Source organism: Ureibacillus endophyticus, assembly GCF_024159215.1.
GTDB lineage: Bacteria > Bacillota > Bacilli > Bacillales_A > Planococcaceae > Ureibacillus > Ureibacillus endophyticus.
This window is the reverse complement of record NZ_JAMYWW010000001.1, coordinates 234,724-253,921: the sequence shown is the minus strand read 5'-3', so window position 1 is coordinate 253,921 and position 19,198 is coordinate 234,724. Positions and strand designations below refer to the sequence as shown.

Genomic DNA, 19,198 nt, shown 5'->3' with positions numbered 1-19,198 from the left:
AATTTGCTATGTGTACCTCTACTTACTTGTTATATAGGTTACTCCCCTATCTCCTAATGCTACACTTTATAACTCTATTACAAATGCTAATTTAAATATGTACATTCCCGCTTGAATAACAATGTACAAAAATGCTCGGGGTATACATACTGATCTAGAGGTGATTGGAAATGTATATTCAATTAAACGTAGAGACAACATTCGAACTGAAAAGTCTTACAGATTTAGCAGCATATAAACAAATAATGGAGCATTTAAAAATGAAAATTAATAAAAGTAAATTAGCAAGGGACATGGGTGTAGATCGTCGTACCATCGACAAATATCTAAACGGTTTCGTTCCCAAAAAGAACCGTAACAAACCATCTAAAATCGATGCGTTTTATCCAATAATCGCAAGTTTATTATCAGAGGATTCGAAGCAGGTGTTTTATTATCGTCGTAATCTTTGGCAGTATTTAAAAGATAATCATGGCTTAGGTTGTGCTCAATCAACGTTCCGCACTTATATTGCGAATACACCGGAATTCCAAGCTTATTTCGATAAAGATGAACGGATTCCAAGTATGAAAAACAGTGGTATTCGTTTCGAAACACGTCCAGGTAAACAGGCACAGTTAGATTGGAAAGAAAGTATTTTGTACGAAACAAAAGATGGTGAACAAGTAGAAATTAACGTAGCTGTTTTAATTTTGAGCCATTCACGTATGCGATTCTTTTATATGAGTATTTCAAAGTCGCAAGCTGTGCTATTTTCTTTCCTTACGGAAACGTTTGAAAAAATGGGTGGGGTGCCTGAAGAACTGGTTACAGACAATATGAAAACGGTCATGGATGAAGCGAGAACCGAATTTTCCAAAGGAAAAGTGAATGTGAAGTTTGCCCAATTTGCGCAAGATTTTGGTTTCAAAGTGAGACCTTGTATCGCAGGACGTCCGAAGACAAAGGGAAAAGTTGAAACAACGATGAAGCTACTTGATGAAATTCATGCTTATCAAGGGCAATTGAATATGGAAGAGCTACACATTTATATCGAACAATTGTGTAATCGTGTGAACCGTGAAGTTCATCAAGGGACAAATAAGATTCCATTACTTGAATTTCAAAAAGAAAAGAATCACTTACTCCAGCTACCAACTGAACGAGTAAGAGATTCCTTCAAAATCAACCATACACTTGTGAAAGTCAATGCATCTAACATGATTTCTTACAAGTCCAATCAATACTCTGTACCACCAGCGTATCAAGGAAAGAAAGTAAGTTTACAAGTATATGATGACCGATTATGGATTCATTATAACATGGAACTCATAGCGCAACATAAAATTAGTGACGCAAAACTCAATTATCAAGAGGCTCACTATCGTGAGACACTGTCGAAAGCGATGCCAAACTATCCAGATATTAATGATTTAGCCAAGCGAAATTTAGCAGCGATCGGAGACATCTATAAATGAATCAGTTTACAAACACAAACTATCAGCATCTCCTGCAAAACTTGGAGTATTTAAAACTCAAGGAAATGGGGCTTCATTTAAGTGAAGTCATTGACTTCAGTATCAAGAATGAACTTTCATTTATTGATACGCTCATTAAATTAACGAATTATGAGGTAGATGTACGTGAGCAAAACATGATTCACGCAATGGTGAAGGTCGCAGCCTTTCCACATCTAAAGGAAATGAAAGATTTTGATTTTGAATTTCAACCAAGTGTCAATCAGCAACAATTACGTGATTTTCAGAGCTTACGTTTTATTCAAGAAAACGAAAACATTGTATTTCTTGGTCCAAGTGGTGTGGGTAAAACCCACTTAGCTACGGCAATCGGCATTACAGCAGCGAAAAAAAGGACAAGTACCTATTTCATTAAGTGTCATGATTTAATTCAAAACTTGAAAAAAGCGCGCATTGAAAATCGTCTAGAAAGCCGTTTGAAACATTATACAAAGTATAAATTATTAATCATTGATGAAATCGGTTATTTACCAATCGATCCGGAGGACGCGAAGCTATTCTTCCAACTCATCGATGCACGTTATGAAAAGAAAAGTACGATTTTTACAACCAATGTGAACTTCAAATCATGGGAAGAAATTTTCCCAGAGCCGAAGTTAGCAAATGCGATTTTAGATTGCATTTTACATCACGCAAGTGTCGTAACTATTACTGGTGATTCGTACCGTCTTAAGCAACACCTCGAACCAGTAAACGAGTAATTTTGTACACCCTTAAACAAGCATAAATGTACATATTAACGTTGACATTTATACTCTATTTATATTCTTTCAATCTAAGCTTCTCATCATCAAGCTGAAATATTCTGCATACCTAGCATAATATAAATTTCATATTTCTCGGTCTGGTCTCTACTTCTGAGGCTCATAACGACTTTCATTAAATACAAAAAGACGTATAGCAAATGCTATACGTCTTCATATGACCCGTACGGGATTCGAACCCGTGTTACCGCCGTGAAAGGGCGGTGTCTTAACCACTTGACCAACGGGCCGTGGCTCCGAAGGTAGGACTCGAACCTACGACCAACCGGTTAACAGCCGGTTGCTCTACCACTGAGCTACTTCGGAATATTATGGTGGGCCTAAATGGACTTGAACCATCGACCTCACGCTTATCAGGCGTGCGCTCTAACCAGCTGAGCTATAGGCCCATAATGGAGCGGGTGATGAGAATCGAACTCACGACATCAGCTTGGAAGGCTGAGGTTTTACCATTAAACTACACCCGCATAAAATGGTGGGTCGAGACGGAATCGAACCGCCGACACTTTGAGCTTCAGTCAAATGCTCTACCAACTGAGCTATCGACCCACTTTATGGCGGTCCCGACCGGGATCGAACCGGCGATCTCCTGCGTGACAGGCAGGCATGTTAACCGCTACACCACGGGACCTCAAGTAAATGGCGGAGGAAGAGGGATTCGAACCCCCGCGCGGTTTAACCCGCCTGTCGGTTTTCAAGACCGATCCCTTCAGCCGGACTTGGGTATTCCTCCACTTTACTAAATGGCGGCAGAGGGAATCGAACCCCCGACCTTACGGGTATGAACCGTACGCTCTAGCCAGCTGAGCTACGCCGCCATATTTTTATTTGATTTTATTGGTGGAGCCTAGCGGGATCGAACCGCTGACCTCCTGCGTGCAAGGCAGGCGCTCTCCCAGCTGAGCTAAGGCCCCAATTAAAATGGTCGAGAAGACAGGATTCGAACCTGCGACCCCTTGGTCCCAAACCAAGTGCTCTACCAAGCTGAGCTACTTCTCGTATATATGGCGCGCCCGGCAGGAGTCGAACCCACAACCTTCTGATCCGTAGTCAGACGCTCTATCCAATTGAGCTACGGGCGCATATAAATGGTGCCGAGGACCGGAATCGAACCGGTACGGTAGTCACCTACCGCAGGATTTTAAGTCCTGTGCGTCTGCCAGTTCCGCCACCCCGGCACATTTGGAGCGGAAGACGGGGTTCGAACCCGCGACCCCCACCTTGGCAAGGTGGTGTTCTACCACTGAACTACTTCCGCATGTGCATTGATTTTCTGGCAAGTTTTTAATAAAACTGGTGAGCCATGAAGGACTTGAACCTTCGACCCTCTGATTAAAAGTCAGATGCTCTACCACTGAGCTAATGGCTCTCTATAAGATGGTGGAGGGGGACGGATTCGAACCGCCGAACCCGAAGGAGCGGATTTACAGTCCGCCGCGTTTAGCCACTTCGCTACCCCTCCAGAAAGGATGCCGGCGATAGGAGTCGAACCCACGACCTACTGATTACAAGTCAGTTGCTCTACCAACTGAGCTACACCGGCATATATGGTGGAGGATGACGGGCTCGAACCGCCGACCCCCTGCTTGTAAGGCAGGTGCTCTCCCAGCTGAGCTAATCCTCCATTTTTGAAACAAGCGAAGCGACGTCCTACTCTCACAGGGGGAAGCCCCCAACTACCATCGGCGCTAAAGAGCTTAACTTCCGTGTTCGGTATGGGAACGGGTGTGACCTCTTTGCCATCATCACTTCACTTGTCCATGGATGTACTGGCTTCGCCGTTGCAACATGGATGTTGCGCTCTTAGGCGAAGTTCCTATTTCATTTTTGAGAGCTTGTACTCTCAAAACTGGATAAAGACATTGACTAACGACCATTCAAGTTAGTGGTTAAGTCCTCGATCGATTAGTATTCGTCAGCTCCATGTGTCGCCACACTTCCACCTCGAACCTATCTACCTCATCGTCTTTGAGGGATCTTACTTACTTACGTAATGGGAAATCTCATCTTGAGGGGGGCTTCATGCTTAGATGCTTTCAGCACTTATCCCGTCCATACATAGCTACCCAGCGATGCCTTTGGCAAGACAACTGGTACACCAGCGGTATGTCCATCCCGGTCCTCTCGTACTAAGGACAGCTCCTCTCAAATTTCCTACGCCCACGACGGATAGGGACCGAACTGTCTCACGACGTTCTGAACCCAGCTCGCGTACCGCTTTAATGGGCGAACAGCCCAACCCTTGGGACCGACTACAGCCCCAGGATGCGATGAGCCGACATCGAGGTGCCAAACCTCCCCGTCGATGTGGACTCTTGGGGGAGATAAGCCTGTTATCCCCGGGGTAGCTTTTATCCGTTGAGCGATGGCCCTTCCATGCGGAACCACCGGATCACTAAGCCCGTCTTTCGACCCTGCTCGACTTGTAGGTCTCGCAGTCAAGCTCCCTTGTGCCTTTACACTCTACGAATGATTTCCAACCATTCTGAGGGAACCTTTGGGCGCCTCCGTTACCTTTTAGGAGGCGACCGCCCCAGTCAAACTGTCCACCTGACACTGTCTCCTACCCCGATAAGGGGTACGGGTTAGAATTTCAACACAACCAGGGTAGTATCCCACCGACGCCTCCCTCGAAGCTGGCGCTCCGAGTTCTCTGGCTCCTACCTATCCTGTACAAGTTGTGCCAAAATTCAATATCAGGCTACAGTAAAGCTCCACGGGGTCTTTCCGTCCTGTCGCGGGTAACCTGCATCTTCACAGGTACTATAATTTCACCGAGTCTCTCGTTGAGACAGTGCCCAGATCGTTACGCCTTTCGTGCGGGTCGGAACTTACCCGACAAGGAATTTCGCTACCTTAGGACCGTTATAGTTACGGCCGCCGTTTACTGGGGCTTCAATTCAGAGCTTCGCTTACGCTAACCCCTCCTCTTAACCTTCCAGCACCGGGCAGGCGTCAGCCCCTATACGTCACCTTACGGTTTTGCAGAGACCTGTGTTTTTGCTAAACAGTCGCCTGGGCCTATTCACTGCGGCTCTCTTTCGAGAGCACCCCTTCTCCCGAAGTTACGGGGTCATTTTGCCGAGTTCCTTAACGAGAGTTCTCTCGCACACCTTAGGATTCTCTCCTCGACTACCTGTGTCGGTTTGCGGTACGGGCACCTCCCGCCTCGCTAGAGGCTTTTCTTGGCAGTGTGAAATCAGGTACTTCGCTCTTAAAGAGCTCCCCATTACAGCTCAACGTTACAGGAAGCGGATTTGCCTACTTCCACGCCTTACTGCTTGGGCGTGCACAACCAATCGCACGCTTACCCTATCCTACTGCGTCCCCCCATTACTCAAACGGCGGGGAGGTGGTACAGGAATATCAACCTGTTGTCCATCGTCTACGCCTGTCGGCCTCGACTTAGGTCCCGACTAACCCTGAGCGGACGAGCCTTCCTCAGGAAACCTTAGTCATACGGTGGATGGGATTCTCACCCATCTTTCGCTACTCATACCGGCATTCTCACTTCTAAGCGCTCCACCAGTCCTTCCGGTCTGACTTCAACGCCCTTAGAACGCTCTCCTACCACGTGCATCTTAGATGCACATCCACAGCTTCGGTGAATCGTTTAGCCCCGATACATTTTCGGCGCAGCGTCACTCGACCAGTGAGCTATTACGCACTCTTTAAATGATGGCTGCTTCTAAGCCAACATCCTGGTTGTCTAAGCAACGCCACATCCTTTTCCACTTAACGATTACTTTGGGACCTTAGCTGGTGGTCTGGGCTGTTTCCCTTTTGACTACGGATCTTATCACTCGCAGTCTGACTCCCGTGTATAAATATCTGGCATTCGGAGTTTGTCTGAATTCGGTAAAGCGAGATGCCCCCCTAGTCCAAACAGTGCTCTACCTCCAGTATTCTCATCACGAGGCTAGCCCTAAAGCTATTTCGGAGAGAACCAGCTATCTCCAAGTTCGATTGGAATTTCTCCGCTACCCACACCTCATCCCCGCACTTTTCAACGTGCGTGGGTTCGGGCCTCCAGTGAGTGTTACCTCACCTTCACCCTGGACATGGGTAGATCACCTGGTTTCGGGTCTACGACCACGTACTCTTTCGCCCTATTCAGACTCGCTTTCGCTGCGGCTCCGTCTTCTCAACTTAACCTTGCACGTAATCGTAACTCGCCGGTTCATTCTACAAAAGGCACGCTATCACCCATTAACGGGCTCTAACTACTTGTAGGCACACGGTTTCAGGTTCTATTTCACTCCCCTCCCGGGGTGCTTTTCACCTTTCCCTCACGGTACTGGTTCACTATCGGTCACTAGGGAGTATTTAGCCTTGGGAGATGGTCCTCCCGGATTCCGACGGAATTTCACGTGTTCCGCCGTACTCAGGATACACTCAAGAGAGAATGGACTTTCGATTACAGGGCTTTTACCTTCTATGGCGGATCTTTCCAAATCGCTTCGCCTAATCCATTCTTTTGTAACTCCATATAGAGTGTCCTACAACCCCAAGAGGCAAGCCTCTTGGTTTGGGCTATTCCCGTTTCGCTCGCCGCTACTCAGGGAATCGAATATTTTCTTTCTCTTCCTCCAGGTACTTAGATGTTTCAGTTCCCTGGGTGTGCCATCATGACGCTATGAATTCACGTCAAGATACTGCTCCATTACGAGCAGTGGGTTCCCCCATTCGGAAATCTCCGGATCAAAGCTTACTTACAGCTCCCCGAAGCATATCGGTGTTAGTACCGTCCTTCATCGGCTCCTAGTGCCAAGGCATTCACCGTGCGCCCTTAATAACTTAACCTAAAAGTTAGTTACACTTCTCAAACAGAGAAGATTTTAAGAACTTACAATAAATTACTTGAATTTTGTTTGTTGCTATCAATGTCGTTTTATCCAGTTTTCAAAGAACAATATAAAGAAAGTTCTATTAATGTCTAGCTCCAAACACCAGCTGACGCGTCTACTTCAGTCTTTCGTGCGAAATGCAAGCATTTCTACTCAAGACTTCCAGTATCCGGTTCAGCTAAGCGGTGTTTTCCGCTTTTCTAATGAACCTTCAAAACTGAACACAAAACGTTAATGGTATAAGCCCTAGGCTTATATTCCGTTAATATCCTTAGAAAGGAGGTGATCCAGCCGCACCTTCCGATACGGCTACCTTGTTACGACTTCACCCCAATCATCTGTCCCACCTTCGGCGGCTGGCTCCAAAAGGTTACCTCACCGACTTCGGGTGTTACAAACTCTCGTGGTGTGACGGGCGGTGTGTACAAGGCCCGGGAACGTATTCACCGCGGCATGCTGATCCGCGATTACTAGCGATTCCGGCTTCATGTAGGCGAGTTGCAGCCTACAATCCGAACTGAGAACGGTTTTATCGGATTAGCTCCCCCTCGCGGGTTGGCAACCGTTTGTACCGTCCATTGTAGCACGTGTGTAGCCCAGGTCATAAGGGGCATGATGATTTGACGTCATCCCCACCTTCCTCCGGTTTGTCACCGGCAGTCTCCTTAGAGTGCCCAACTAAATGATGGCAACTAAGAACAAGGGTTGCGCTCGTTGCGGGACTTAACCCAACATCTCACGACACGAGCTGACGACAACCATGCACCACCTGTCACCACTGTCCCCGAAGGGAAAGCTATGTCTCCATAGCGGTCAATGGGATGTCAAGACCTGGTAAGGTTCTTCGCGTTGCTTCGAATTAAACCACATGCTCCACCGCTTGTGCGGGCCCCCGTCAATTCCTTTGAGTTTCAGTCTTGCGACCGTACTCCCCAGGCGGAGTGCTTAATGCGTTAGCTGCAGCACTAAGGGGCGGAAACCCCCTAACACTTAGCACTCATCGTTTACGGCGTGGACTACCAGGGTATCTAATCCTGTTTGCTCCCCACGCTTTCGCGCCTCAGCGTCAGTTACAGACCAGAAAGTCGCCTTCGCCACTGGTGTTCCTCCAAATCTCTACGCATTTCACCGCTACACTTGGAATTCCACTTTCCTCTTCTGCACTCAAGTCCTCCAGTTTCCAATGACCCTCCACGGTTGAGCCGTGGGCTTTCACATCAGACTTAAAGGACCGCCTGCGCGCGCTTTACGCCCAATAATTCCGGACAACGCTTGCCACCTACGTATTACCGCGGCTGCTGGCACGTAGTTAGCCGTGGCTTTCTAATAAGGTACCGTCAAGGTACAGCCAGTTACTACTGTACTTGTTCTTCCCTTACAACAGAGTTTTACGATCCGAAAACCTTCTTCACTCACGCGGCGTTGCTCCATCAGACTTCCGTCCATTGTGGAAGATTCCCTACTGCTGCCTCCCGTAGGAGTCTGGGCCGTGTCTCAGTCCCAGTGTGGCCGATCACCCTCTCAGGTCGGCTACGCATCGTCGCCTTGGTGAGCCGTTACCTCACCAACTAGCTAATGCGCCGCGGGCCCATCCTATAGCGATAGCAGAACCATCTTTCATCATTTCAACATGTGATGAAATGAATTATTCGGTATTAGCCCCGGTTTCCCGGAGTTATCCCCAACTATAGGGCAGGTTGCCCACGTGTTACTCACCCGTCCGCCGCTAACCTTCAGAAGCAAGCTTCTAAAGGTCCGCTCGACTTGCATGTATTAGGCACGCCGCCAGCGTTCGTCCTGAGCCAGGATCAAACTCTCCATAAAAGAATTTGATAAAGCTCAAAAATTGCTGGCATCAAAATTGATGTCCAAAATTTCGTTTCTCAATTTAATGAGAAACTATATTCATTAACGTTTTGTTGTTCAGTTTTCAAAGTTCATTTTCCATTCGCGCAAGCGACTTTTATATATTAACATTTTCAACTTCTAGTGTCAACATATTTTTTACTTTTCTCAAAGCATTTTATCAACTTCGCAAATCAACTTTTTCATTATATTAACTTCTCAATCACATGTCAATATTTTTTAAAATTAATAAACAAGATGATTTATTGTTAATAAATTAGAAGTTATTTATTTCGCTTTGTCGTGGTGACGACTTGTATTACTATACACACATTAAAAATTAAAGTCAATATATTTATTAAATTTTTTTCATCTTAATTTACTAATGCCCCAACAATAATAAACCCTAAAATAAAAGGTTGCCCCAATTCGGAACAACCTTACATTATTTTTTCTTAAGAAGCTGTTTACTGTATTTTTCCCATTGTACTAATGAAGGGTATGGGTCAAATGCCCATTCAGTTCGACCATTAAATTTATACATACCATAATGTAAATGTGGTGGGAATTTTCCTGAAGTACCTTCTTTACCGTACCCGGTACTTCCCACACCACCTAGTAGTGTACCTGGTTCTACAATATCGCCTACTTTTAATCCTTTATTAAAGTAAGCTAAATGAGCATAGTAATGATAAGTATTATGGTTGTCACGAATTCCAACGCGCCAACCTCCAAATTCATTCCATCCCATCACTTCTATAATACCGTATGAAGTTGATACTACGGGCGTACTATATCCCGCAAAAATATCGGTACCTTCATGTATACGTCTTCCGCCCCAGCCACGATTGGCACCCCATGTTCCTCTATAGCTATAATTGTAGCCTCGTACAGGAACTGGGAAAACATGTGTATCTAAGTCAATTGAATTAAAATGTTTATACATTTTTGCTATTGATAATATTTGTTTTACAACCATTTCACTTTGGTAGTATTCCCATAATGCAATTTTAAAATCTTCTTCACTTGGTCCGAATTTGCTCAAGTAGTTACTCATAGTAAACAGTACATCTTCATCATCGTCTGCACTTGCAAGCCCGTCACCATTACCATCAAGACCTAACCCGCCAAAATACTTGATTGTAAACGGCGATGTATCATCCGGAACAGGATTCATTGCACCTGCCCAATATTCCTTAGAGAATTGAATGGCAACAGTACTGTCCCGTTTCGGAATATCTTTGCGGACATCTTGTATATTTCGTTCATATTGATCAATAGCTGCTAGGTAATACCACGGAACAATATAATCCTGAAATTGTAGGTACATAGACATCCGCTTCTGTAAAATTTCTTCTCTAGAAGGTTCTTCTTTTGCTCGTACAACTTCAGGCGAAATGGTACTACAAAGAATCAATAAAACACATAATGGAATCAAATGTCGAACCAATAATAAGCCTCCTTTCTTTTTTTATAATGTCCGAAAAATACAAAACCATGACTTCAACATTTTGTATTTCAATTTCAATCAATGATGAGATATTATTGTAAAAAGGCTTAAACTTTGTTTTTTTATAAAAGAGATAGAAAATGGAGGAATTATTTAATGGAGAATTTACAATCACTTGATCAATTTGAACAATTAAAATCAGAAGGTCGTACAATTTTCGTGTTTTCTGCAGATTGGTGTAAAGATTGCCGCTTTATAGATCCTTTTATGCCAGAAGTTGAGGCAAAATATACGAATTATCGTTTTATCAAAGTGGACCGTGATGAATATATCGATTTATGCGCTCAACTGGATATTTTCGGAATACCAAGTTTCCTTGCCTTTAATAATGGTGAAGAAATTGGCCGTTTTGTGAGCAAAGATCGTAAGACACAAGAAGAAATTGAAAACTTTATCAATGGTTTAAATTAACATACATTCTTTTTCTATTACCGGGAATTATAAAATCAATTAAATAAACGGTTTTACGAAAACAACATCCCCAACGCATTAGGCGAAGGGGATTTTTTGCGTTTATAAAAATTAATATCTACCTTCAGTTGATTTAATCAACTATTATTAACTATCACTCGTTCGTTTCTCTTATAATTATCCCATATACTGGACGTAGAAAGGGATGGGATATATGACAGGTTTTCAATTCGCAACACGCATTAGTACATTACGAAAAGAAATAGGTATTACACAAGAACAAGTCGCTCAATATGTAGGTGTTTCAAAAGCGGCAGTATCGAAATGGGAAACAGGACTTAGTTATCCAGACATTACTCTACTACCAAAACTTGCAACATTTTTCAATTTATCGATTGATTCACTTCTTGGATATGAACCACAAATGACTAAAGAAAATATACAAAAATTATATGCTCAGTTAGCCGAGAAATTTAGTGTTCAACCGTTTTCGGATGTTCAACAAGAAATAGAAGACTATGTAAAAGAATATTATTCGTGCTTTCCATTACTAATAGAACTTGCTGTATTATATCTAAATTATCATAAACATGCGGAACATCCTGAAGCAATTTTAAACCGGGTTGTGGAATTGTGTCAGCGTGTACGCAATCAAGCCCAAGAGTATAAATACGTTCATAAAGCAGAGTTTGTAGAAGCCACAGCTTTTTTAATGATGAATGAACCTGAAAAAGTTCTCGAATTATTAGGAGATCATATCGAAATTGAATTCGGTACTGAAAACATTATAGCCACAGCCCATACGATGATGAATCAACCAGAGAAAGCACGAGAAACGCTTCAAATTAGTATGTACCAGCACTTATTCGGGCTCCTTTCTAGTGCGACAGATACTTTAGTGCTTGAAGTTGACAATATTGAACATTTTGATGAAACAGTTAAAAGGATGGAATTCATCATTAAAGAATTTAAAATTGAACTTTTAAATGCGAATTCCGCTCTTGTCTTTTACTTAAAAGCTGCTTATTGCTACATGATGCAACAACGTCATGAAGAAGCAATGAAGGCACTTCAAAGTTATGGAAGAGTTGTTAGTTATTTAAAATTCCCTATTTATTTAAAAGGAGATGCCTTTTTTGACTTACTTGAAAATTGGATGAAAAAAGAAATAACAATTGGGAATGTCTCGCCAAGAGATGTAGCATCTATTAAAAAGGATATTTTATCAGGTGTGACTGACCACCCTATTTTTGCTCCACTACAAGGACGTCAAGATTATAAAGCATTTATTTTAAACCTTAAGCATCAACTGAACTTACCATAAGGAGTTATTTCAATGAAAAGATTGTTTGTAATAAGCTTATTTACATTATTAATTCTTGTAGGTTGTAATGCGGGAAGTACGGAAAATGGAAATTCCAAAAATGAGGAGGAAAAATCAATGACAACACAATTTTTCGGGGAATGGGCAGGAAATATTGAAATACCAAACTCACCACTACCAATTATTATTAAGCTTGAAGAAACGACTGGGACATTTTCTGTACCAATGCAAGGGTTAGAAAACTATCCGTTTGAAAGTGTCCGTTATAACGAAGATGCTGTTGATATTCAAATCAATCTACAAGGTCAAAAAATTTCAATTAAAGGGAAATTTGCAGATGAAAAGATTGAAGGTACATTTACACAAAATGGTGCCACTTTCCCAGTCACTTTTACACACTACGACAATACTTCAAAAGAAGAAATTACTTACGAACAAATCTTAATTCCTGTCGATGGTGGAGAATTGAAAGTTGCCCTTCAAAAAGCAAAAAGCGGTGAACCATCACCCGTTGCAATTATTGTTGCAGGAAGTGGCCCAACAGATAAAAACGGGAATTCCGTTATGGGTGTGAACTCCGATAGCTACAAAATGTTAGCAGAGCAATTAGCAGAAAAGAATATTTCAACGATTCGTTACGATAAACGTGGGATTGGTGAAAATACGCTATTAGTGAAAGATCCAAATGCAGTACGATTCGATGATTTTGCAAAGGACATTGCTAGTATCATTGCTTACATTAACTCTCAAGAGTCATTTACTTCAGTCCATGTAATTGGGCATAGCGAAGGAGCTTTCCTTAGTATATTAGCAGCACAGGAACAACCAATCGATTCCCTAATACTTCTATCAGGAACTGGTCGCAGGATAGATGAAGTGATGATTGATCAATTAAGTGCACAATTATCACCTGCACTTGTTGATGAAAGTAAGGAAATTTTAGAAAAAGTGAAAGCTGGCGAAACCGTGGAAGAAATGTCAAATGAATTAAAGATGATCTTCCCAGTACAAAGTCAACCTTATTTAACATCATGGATAAAATACGACCCTAAAGAAGAGTTAGCGAAAGTCTCAGTTCCTATATTCGTTATTCACGGTACAACAGATCTTCAAGTAACCGAAAAAGATGTTGAACCTTTACGTCAAACTGCTGATAAAACAGTAGTTATTGAAGGTATGAACCACATATTAAAGGATTCGCCATCTGATGTTAATGCCAACCTTGCTACTTATACAGACCCATCATTACCTTTACATGAAGAACTTGTTCCAACGATTGAAAAGTTTATTAATAGATAGTAACTTTCCCCATCATATTTTGATGGGGTTTTTTAAATTATTTCCCTACCTCCGCTTCCGTCCTTAATAGGCAATAACAGAATGAATATGCTAAGGCTAAAGAAAGATACATCTCCTTTAGGAGAACTCCCCTCTTTCTTGAATAAAGCCACATCATAGTTTTATTTGTACCAATTTCGACCCATCATTCATACCTCAATTTTGGAGCTCCCTCACCCTCGGGACTCCACTTTTTTTATAATCTAACGAGCCAAGTTGCTACACGAGATAAAATTTCTGTACGTAATTGTACAAGTTCTTCAAATTCATAGAAGAATAGAATTTTCCCTTCTCGTACTGTATCCCCTTCTGGCGTTTGGGTTAACACAAAGTGCGCAAAGGACTCTGAAAAATCTTCTTCCGGGGATTCCCGAGCATAATTAGAAACGAAGAATTCATCTATATCCCCATACCCTGGCACCTCCCAAAACTCCCGATAAAAACTAGTTAAATAGGCATCCTCATAAAAACAACCTGAGTCTTGTAAGTACAATGTGTCGCACCCTGCTTCGTCTTTCCAATAATCAATTTCATTTTGGTTCAATGATAAAAAATGGGCATATTCATGTAAGTATGTAACTAATATTTCAGAAGCTAATTCAATATTTTTATTGTTCATGCCCAGTGTCCAATATTCCCCATTCTCATCATGTAGAGTAACATATGCAAGTGTATTACCACTTTCGAATACTTCAAATTGAGTAATCTCTCTACGTTCACTCTCAGGTATAAGCCAACTAAAGCTAAACCACAAATTTTCATGGTACTCCAATTCCTCATCTGATATTTCAGCATCTGTGTAAATTACTTCTTCTTCATTGTCAATATCATATGTAGTAAGAACAGTAATTCCTTCTTCACCTGTTGCAACGGATTCTTCTAATACGAGGGATCCATATTCAAATTCCAGTAGTTCTATTAATTCATTTCCCCATTTAATACAGTCTCTTTCATTTTTACAGTTAATCACTAAAGAACATGTTTCTTCTTCCTCTAAATAGACCTCATTACTGTAACAACCGTTATCTAGTAAAGTAATCGTTTCATCCATTTTATTTTCTTCAGGAATTACTTCTTCAGGTAATCCATTAACAGGTATTACATCTGGTTCCGTTTCAACATCTATCTCTTCCACTAATTCCATACAACCACCTACTAGGAACCAAAAGGCTATTAAAAGTAAATGAAAAAGTTTCAAAGGAATATACACTCCTTTTTACATATGTGACATTTCTATATACTACTAACTCCTTTTAAAAGTAATGAATAAAAAAGCCTAGATTCTTAAAAGAACCTAGACTCAATTTCTAATCGTATACTAAAGCTTTTATCGTTTTCTTTTTCCAAACAAAGTGATAGTAACAATACTGGGCAACTAAGTTAACCGCAAAGGCAATCGGATATGCTAACCACACTCCATTAATTCCTAAACTAGTGAAGTTTGATAATAAGTAAGCTGCAGGCACTTCGACTACCCAGATACTACCGATTAAAAAGATTGTTGGCCATAGTACAACGCCTGTTGCACGCATTGTTGCCGAAATTGCTTGCACGTGCCCTAATAGTAAATAACTCCAGAATGATATTAGAATTAAACCTTTAGCTATTCCAATTGTGTCAGCACTTGTTAGGAATAGTTTTAAAATGGGTTCTGAAAGCAAATAAACAATAAGAATTAATGCTCCACCAAATAAGTAGCTTAACTTTAGCCCAAGTTTAGTTATTTGCCTTACATTTTCTTGATTGCCCGCACCAATTGCTTGTGCAACAAATACAGAAATGGCTATAGAAACACTCATCCCTGGAATTTGTACATACATCGCAATTTGATTCACTATTCCATAAGCCGCTGTTGCTTCTGAGCCATAACTATTAACAAAAATAATTACAGCCACTTCTGCCATGGCAATTGCCACCATACTAATACTCGATGGAATTGCTAATTTTAATAAAGTCTTAATAATATCCCCTTTAAAGTGGATGTTTTTAATAATTTCTTTATCTAGCTTAATCACATGGTCTTTTTTGTGTAAATATACGAGTAATAAAATAAAGGTAATTAAGTTCGATAATACAGATGCATATGCGGCCCCGTTTAACGCAAACGCCGGTAAACCGAACCACCCAAACATTAACATTGGTAGTAACGCAACATTGATTACGATACTAACAATTAAAAAGATTAACGGCGTTTTTGAATCCCCTGTTCCGCGTATAAAGGTTGTGTAACTCATATATAGGAACATAATTGGGAGAGTTAAAAATAAGATTTTTGCATAACTCGCACTTTCCGCTAAAATGTTTTCAGGAGTTCCCATCAATTTTAAAATGGATTCTGTAAATAAACCACCAAATATAGCTACGATAACAGATAGAAGTAATGTTACAGCAAGTGTTACCCCGACTACTTCTTTCATTTTTGAAATATTACCCGCACCATATGTTTGACCAACTAAAATCGAACTTCCAGAACCAATCCCAATCGCAAAGGATATTAGGAAAAAGAACAATGGAAAGAAAGCTGAAATAGCAGCTAGAGAATCCTCCCCTAATGTTTGACCAACAATAATCGTACTTACTACTTGCCCAAAGGATTGGATTACACTAGAAAATGCAACTGGAATAAGAAAGAGAACCATCATCTTTTGAAGGGAAATAGAAGGTTTTGCTTGTTCTGATATTAAATCCATATTGATTTTCTCCATTTTTTTATTTAATTGTACCCAGCATCACCAAATGGCTGGCATTTAGCAAGCCATTTCTCTTCTAATTTTTTTAATGCCTCTTTTTCATTAAAATATGGAGAATCCTCCTTTTCTAAAGTTTCCAATACTTCAATTACAAACGCATCTTTTCCAAATATGTTCCAATCTTCCTGTAATTTTTTGTTAAAATGCGTATTGTTATTTAACGTGAATTTTACACCGTTAATGGTTTTTAAATTCCTTGTACTTTCGATAAGTACTTTTCCATTTTCCATGTTTTTTATTTGATATACTCCTGCTTGTATTTCTACTTCTAGAAATTGTTGTTTTAACTCCTTTTTTCTATCCATCAATGACTCCCCCTCTATTTCTTCACCCAATATGAACTGCCATCCGCTTTTCTCTCAAGAAAGGCATATTCAATTAAGTAGCGTCGTATTAATACATAGTCTTCATAAATCTCTTTTAAAACGTCATTTATCTCTTTTTCTGTATAGGTGCTATTGCTATCAAGTCGACTTGCGATGGCACGTAATACTACTAGCCGTTGCTTTTCCTTTGGAGGGAATTTACTTAAAGGTCCATCCAAACCTTGTAAGAAATATTTCTCTAATATCTTCTCTTGTTCCTCCGTAGTAACTGCATAACGGTCGTCTACCATTTTTGCATGTTTATGAGGTGCGACAAACGCAGGTGCATATTGATCTTTTTCTTTTAAAAGTTCCATAATGGCAAGTTGCGTTTTTGCCTGACGTTCTTTCTCTTTTAACACAAAGCGATGATGACGAATGGTCGAACTACTTCCAATTTCCATTTCCTGCTGTATTTCTTTATCGCTTTTCCCCTCATAAAAATGTTTTAAAAGTGTTGTCTGATGTTCTGTTAAACCTGTTAATTTTTTATCTAAACTAAGAAGGTACTCGAATACAGAACCATGTGTTTGCTCAACATGTAAACGTATATAGCGACTAGCCTCATACAGAACATTATCTTGAGGATATATCACACCTTTTTCTACAGGTTCACCACATAACAGGCATGTAAATTGATTAGAATCCTCAATATATCCACATTTTATTTCTTCAAGTGATGCATTCCAAAAAACATCGGATAAATTCATTACACAACGCTCCCAACAACAAAACACTGTTTTGTTTATATTTAAAACAAACAATTTTCATATACGTTTATTAACACTTAAACAATATAGCAATTTGTTTGTTATTGGTCAACATAAAAATTCCTTTTAACAAAAAAAGACCCTTAAGATTTCTCTTAAAGGTCAATCAATCATTTATTTAAATACTTTAACTCTGTGATCTAGGCTCTGATATTCTTTTTTCTTAGGTGGAGCGATTGGTTTTCCAAATGGCATTTGAGCAATTAGATTCCAATTAGTTGAGATGTTCCATTGTTTACGAACTTCCTCATCAATTAATGGATTATAATGCTGGATGGATACACCATAACCAGCTTGCTCTAAGCCTGTCCAAATAATGTACTGTAAAATCGCTGAGTTTTGTTGGAACCATGATGGAACTCTGTCTTTGTACGTAGGGAATTTTTCTTGAGTATCTTTTAAAACATCCGTATCTTCAAAGAATAATACTGTTCCATAACCATTTTTAAATCCATTTAATCTTTCTTTAGTAATCGCAAACCTATCCGCAGGCAGCTTTTTGCCTAAAGTATCAATCGTAATGTCCCAAAGTTTTGTATGATGTTCTCCAAGTAATAAAACTACTCGATCACCTTGCGAATTAAAAGCAGAAGGTGCATGCAATACCGATAAATTGATTAATTCTTCCAGCTCCTCGTTCGGTAAAATAGGATCATTACTAATTGATAAGTATGTACGTCTTTCTTTTACAGCTGAATAAAAATTACTTATTTTGTCCTGTAATAATACCATTTCTCATTCTCCTATATCTCGAATTTGAAACATTTTTATTTTTCCATATCCCTTAAATAATTTCAAGTAATAGATATTCAATATATTAAACTACAAAACTAATATTTCCCCCTATTAAAGAATATTATGAATCACACTACATTTTACTGGGGGTTTGCTTTTTGGAAAATGTGAAAGCAATTGCAACTTTTCAACAAATCGGGGAAGAAGTTTACCGTACGAATACGTATATTCAGTTTGGTACTTCTAATCAATCCCTAGGTGCCGCAGTAATGTTAAATCCTGGTTCAGCAAAACTAAATGGTGAAGTAAGAAGAAAGCTTATCCATACTGGCTCACATACAGATGAAGTCTCTTTAGATCGTACAATGAAACAACTTGTAAAGTTTATGAAAGCAACTCATTCCAAGTTAAATGGTAGACTATATATTTACAATTTATTCTATGTAAAAAATACAATAAGCAAAGAAGCCATCGAACTATTTGAATCTTTAAAGTCAACTGGAAACTACCCTACTATTACAAGACCGTCTTTAAATGAAATTCAAAGCCATCCCTGGATTTTAATTGGATGGGGTGTTGAGAAAGGGAAAAATTCTGGATTTTATGAATTAGAAAAGAAAAAATGGTTGGAGCTAATTAAAGAAAGTGGCATTCCGTATTTCGGGGTACTATCAAAGGATAATGATTATTACCACCCAAATCCAAAAGGCCCTGCCAACATAGAACGACTTCAACAATTAATACAAGCTTTTAAGTCGGAAATTGAACCAAATATAATTAGAAATTAAACTTTAAGGGGTGTCCAAAAAGATTTTACTTTTGGACACCCCTTTTCTTTCTTAATAAAAATCTCTTATGAATTATTGCTCCTGCGGTGGTTGTCACCATCCTCGTCGCAGTAAATAAATGCTCCTGCGGTGAAAGCGCGATAGCGGCAATTGCAAAGAATTGTCTCAAAACAAGTTTTTAGACAACTCCTTATTAACATAGTAGTTTTCAACTTTATTGGAAACAATTTAGCA

At 40.3% G+C, this 19,198-nt stretch carries 12 protein-coding genes, 17 tRNA genes and 3 rRNA genes; 6 read left to right on the top strand and 26 right to left on the bottom strand.

Annotated features, from left to right (window positions below):
- The first annotated feature begins 170 nt into the window (after positions 1 to 170).
- Both istA and istB read left to right on the top strand, forming a co-directional pair.
- The gene (gene istA, locus NKR20_RS01275) at positions 171 to 1,457 is read left to right on the top strand and encodes an IS21 family transposase (RefSeq protein WP_253422939.1); all 1,287 of its coding nucleotides are present in this window, start codon (positions 171 to 173) and stop codon (positions 1,455 to 1,457) included.
- Complete coding sequence (gene istB, locus NKR20_RS01270; RefSeq protein ID WP_253422936.1) at positions 1,454 to 2,218, top strand: IS21-like element helper ATPase IstB; 765 nt, start codon at positions 1,454 to 1,456, stop codon at positions 2,216 to 2,218. Before istA ends, istB begins: the two co-directional genes overlap by 4 nt.
- A 221-nt stretch (positions 2,219 to 2,439) precedes the next feature.
- Here istB and NKR20_RS01265 read toward each other — a convergent pair.
- From NKR20_RS01265 to NKR20_RS01165, 21 genes are all read right to left on the bottom strand, one after another.
- Positions 2,440 to 2,511 (bottom strand) — tRNA-Glu (locus NKR20_RS01265).
- Between the two features lies 1 nt (position 2,512).
- A tRNA-Asn gene (locus NKR20_RS01260) sits at positions 2,513 to 2,587 on the bottom strand.
- A 6-nt stretch (positions 2,588 to 2,593) separates the two neighbouring features.
- Positions 2,594 to 2,670 (bottom strand) — tRNA-Ile (locus tag NKR20_RS01255).
- 4 nt (positions 2,671 to 2,674) lie between these two features.
- A tRNA-Gly gene (locus tag NKR20_RS01250) sits at positions 2,675 to 2,748 on the bottom strand.
- A 6-nt stretch (positions 2,749 to 2,754) separates the two neighbouring features.
- Positions 2,755 to 2,830 (bottom strand) — tRNA-Phe (locus tag NKR20_RS01245).
- Positions 2,831 to 2,836: 6 nt separating this feature from the next.
- A tRNA-Asp gene (locus tag NKR20_RS01240) sits at positions 2,837 to 2,912 on the bottom strand.
- A 9-nt stretch (positions 2,913 to 2,921) separates the two neighbouring features.
- Positions 2,922 to 3,014 (bottom strand) — tRNA-Ser (locus NKR20_RS01235).
- A gap of 11 nt (positions 3,015 to 3,025) precedes the next feature.
- Positions 3,026 to 3,099: transfer RNA gene (locus NKR20_RS01230), tRNA-Met, on the bottom strand.
- A gap of 20 nt (positions 3,100 to 3,119) precedes the next feature.
- Positions 3,120 to 3,195, bottom strand: a tRNA-Ala gene (locus tag NKR20_RS01225).
- 8 nt (positions 3,196 to 3,203) lie between these two features.
- Positions 3,204 to 3,280: transfer RNA gene (locus NKR20_RS01220), tRNA-Pro, on the bottom strand.
- A gap of 6 nt (positions 3,281 to 3,286) precedes the next feature.
- Positions 3,287 to 3,363 (bottom strand) — tRNA-Arg (locus NKR20_RS01215).
- 7 nt (positions 3,364 to 3,370) lie between these two features.
- A tRNA-Leu gene (locus NKR20_RS01210) sits at positions 3,371 to 3,459 on the bottom strand.
- A gap of 5 nt (positions 3,460 to 3,464) precedes the next feature.
- Positions 3,465 to 3,539: transfer RNA gene (locus NKR20_RS01205), tRNA-Gly, on the bottom strand.
- A 36-nt stretch (positions 3,540 to 3,575) separates the two neighbouring features.
- Positions 3,576 to 3,650 (bottom strand) — tRNA-Lys (locus NKR20_RS01200).
- A 9-nt stretch (positions 3,651 to 3,659) separates the two neighbouring features.
- Positions 3,660 to 3,743, bottom strand: a tRNA-Tyr gene (locus NKR20_RS01195).
- An 8-nt stretch (positions 3,744 to 3,751) separates the two neighbouring features.
- Positions 3,752 to 3,824, bottom strand: a tRNA-Thr gene (locus tag NKR20_RS01190).
- Between the two features lie 5 nt (positions 3,825 to 3,829).
- Positions 3,830 to 3,905, bottom strand: a tRNA-Val gene (locus tag NKR20_RS01185).
- A 13-nt stretch (positions 3,906 to 3,918) separates the two neighbouring features.
- A 5S ribosomal RNA gene (gene rrf / locus NKR20_RS01180) occupies positions 3,919 to 4,034 on the bottom strand.
- 132 nt (positions 4,035 to 4,166) lie between these two features.
- Positions 4,167 to 7,084, bottom strand: a 23S ribosomal RNA gene (locus NKR20_RS01175).
- A 319-nt stretch (positions 7,085 to 7,403) separates the two neighbouring features.
- Positions 7,404 to 8,952, bottom strand: a 16S ribosomal RNA gene (locus tag NKR20_RS01170).
- The 16S, 23S and 5S rRNA genes sit together here with 17 tRNA genes alongside, the layout of an rRNA operon.
- A gap of 466 nt (positions 8,953 to 9,418) precedes the next feature.
- A complete protein-coding gene (locus tag NKR20_RS01165) occupies positions 9,419 to 10,423 on the bottom strand; it encodes a M23 family metallopeptidase (RefSeq protein ID WP_414674146.1) in 1,005 nt (334 codons plus the stop codon).
- Between the two features lie 156 nt (positions 10,424 to 10,579).
- Here NKR20_RS01165 and NKR20_RS01160 point away from each other — a divergent pair, with 156 nt between their 5' ends.
- The 3 genes from NKR20_RS01160 to NKR20_RS01150 all read left to right on the top strand — a co-directional run bounded on the left by NKR20_RS01160 (position 10,580) and on the right by NKR20_RS01150 (position 13,517).
- Positions 10,580 to 10,894 (top strand): thioredoxin family protein, encoded by a 315-nt coding sequence (locus NKR20_RS01160; RefSeq protein ID WP_121213585.1) that lies wholly within the window; start codon positions 10,580 to 10,582, stop codon positions 10,892 to 10,894.
- A gap of 214 nt (positions 10,895 to 11,108) precedes the next feature.
- Positions 11,109 to 12,218: a helix-turn-helix domain-containing protein gene (locus NKR20_RS01155; protein ID WP_253422932.1), complete on the top strand. Its 1,110-nt coding sequence runs from the start codon at positions 11,109 to 11,111 to the stop codon at positions 12,216 to 12,218.
- 12 nt (positions 12,219 to 12,230) lie between these two features.
- Positions 12,231 to 13,517: an alpha/beta hydrolase gene (locus NKR20_RS01150; protein WP_253422931.1), complete on the top strand. Its 1,287-nt coding sequence runs from the start codon at positions 12,231 to 12,233 to the stop codon at positions 13,515 to 13,517.
- Positions 13,518 to 13,752: 235 nt separating this feature from the next.
- On the opposite strand, the gene NKR20_RS01145 is transcribed toward NKR20_RS01150, so the two are convergent.
- The 5 genes from NKR20_RS01145 to NKR20_RS01125 form a co-directional block, all read right to left on the bottom strand.
- Entirely contained in the window at positions 13,753 to 14,754 is a 1,002-nt protein-coding gene (locus NKR20_RS01145; protein ID WP_121213590.1) for a hypothetical protein, read from the bottom strand.
- 109 nt (positions 14,755 to 14,863) lie between these two features.
- On the bottom strand, positions 14,864 to 16,246 hold the full coding sequence (locus NKR20_RS01140) for an MATE family efflux transporter (RefSeq protein WP_121213591.1): 1,383 nt from the start codon (positions 16,244 to 16,246) through the stop codon (positions 14,864 to 14,866).
- A 23-nt stretch (positions 16,247 to 16,269) separates the two neighbouring features.
- Positions 16,270 to 16,611, bottom strand: coding sequence for a GIY-YIG nuclease family protein (locus NKR20_RS01135; protein ID WP_121213592.1), 342 nt, complete (start codon positions 16,609 to 16,611; stop codon positions 16,270 to 16,272).
- Positions 16,612 to 16,625: 14 nt separating this feature from the next.
- Positions 16,626 to 17,381 (bottom strand): DUF2087 domain-containing protein, encoded by a 756-nt coding sequence (locus NKR20_RS01130; protein ID WP_121213594.1) that lies wholly within the window; start codon positions 17,379 to 17,381, stop codon positions 16,626 to 16,628.
- A 174-nt stretch (positions 17,382 to 17,555) separates the two neighbouring features.
- Entirely contained in the window at positions 17,556 to 18,173 is a 618-nt protein-coding gene (locus NKR20_RS01125) for a nitroreductase family protein (protein ID WP_121213595.1), read from the bottom strand.
- 170 nt (positions 18,174 to 18,343) lie between these two features.
- Between NKR20_RS01125 and NKR20_RS01120 the strand changes: the two genes are divergently transcribed.
- Positions 18,344 to 18,964 (top strand): DUF1643 domain-containing protein, encoded by a 621-nt coding sequence (locus NKR20_RS01120; RefSeq protein WP_419095293.1) that lies wholly within the window; start codon positions 18,344 to 18,346, stop codon positions 18,962 to 18,964.
- Positions 18,965 to 19,198: the final 234 nt, after the last annotated feature.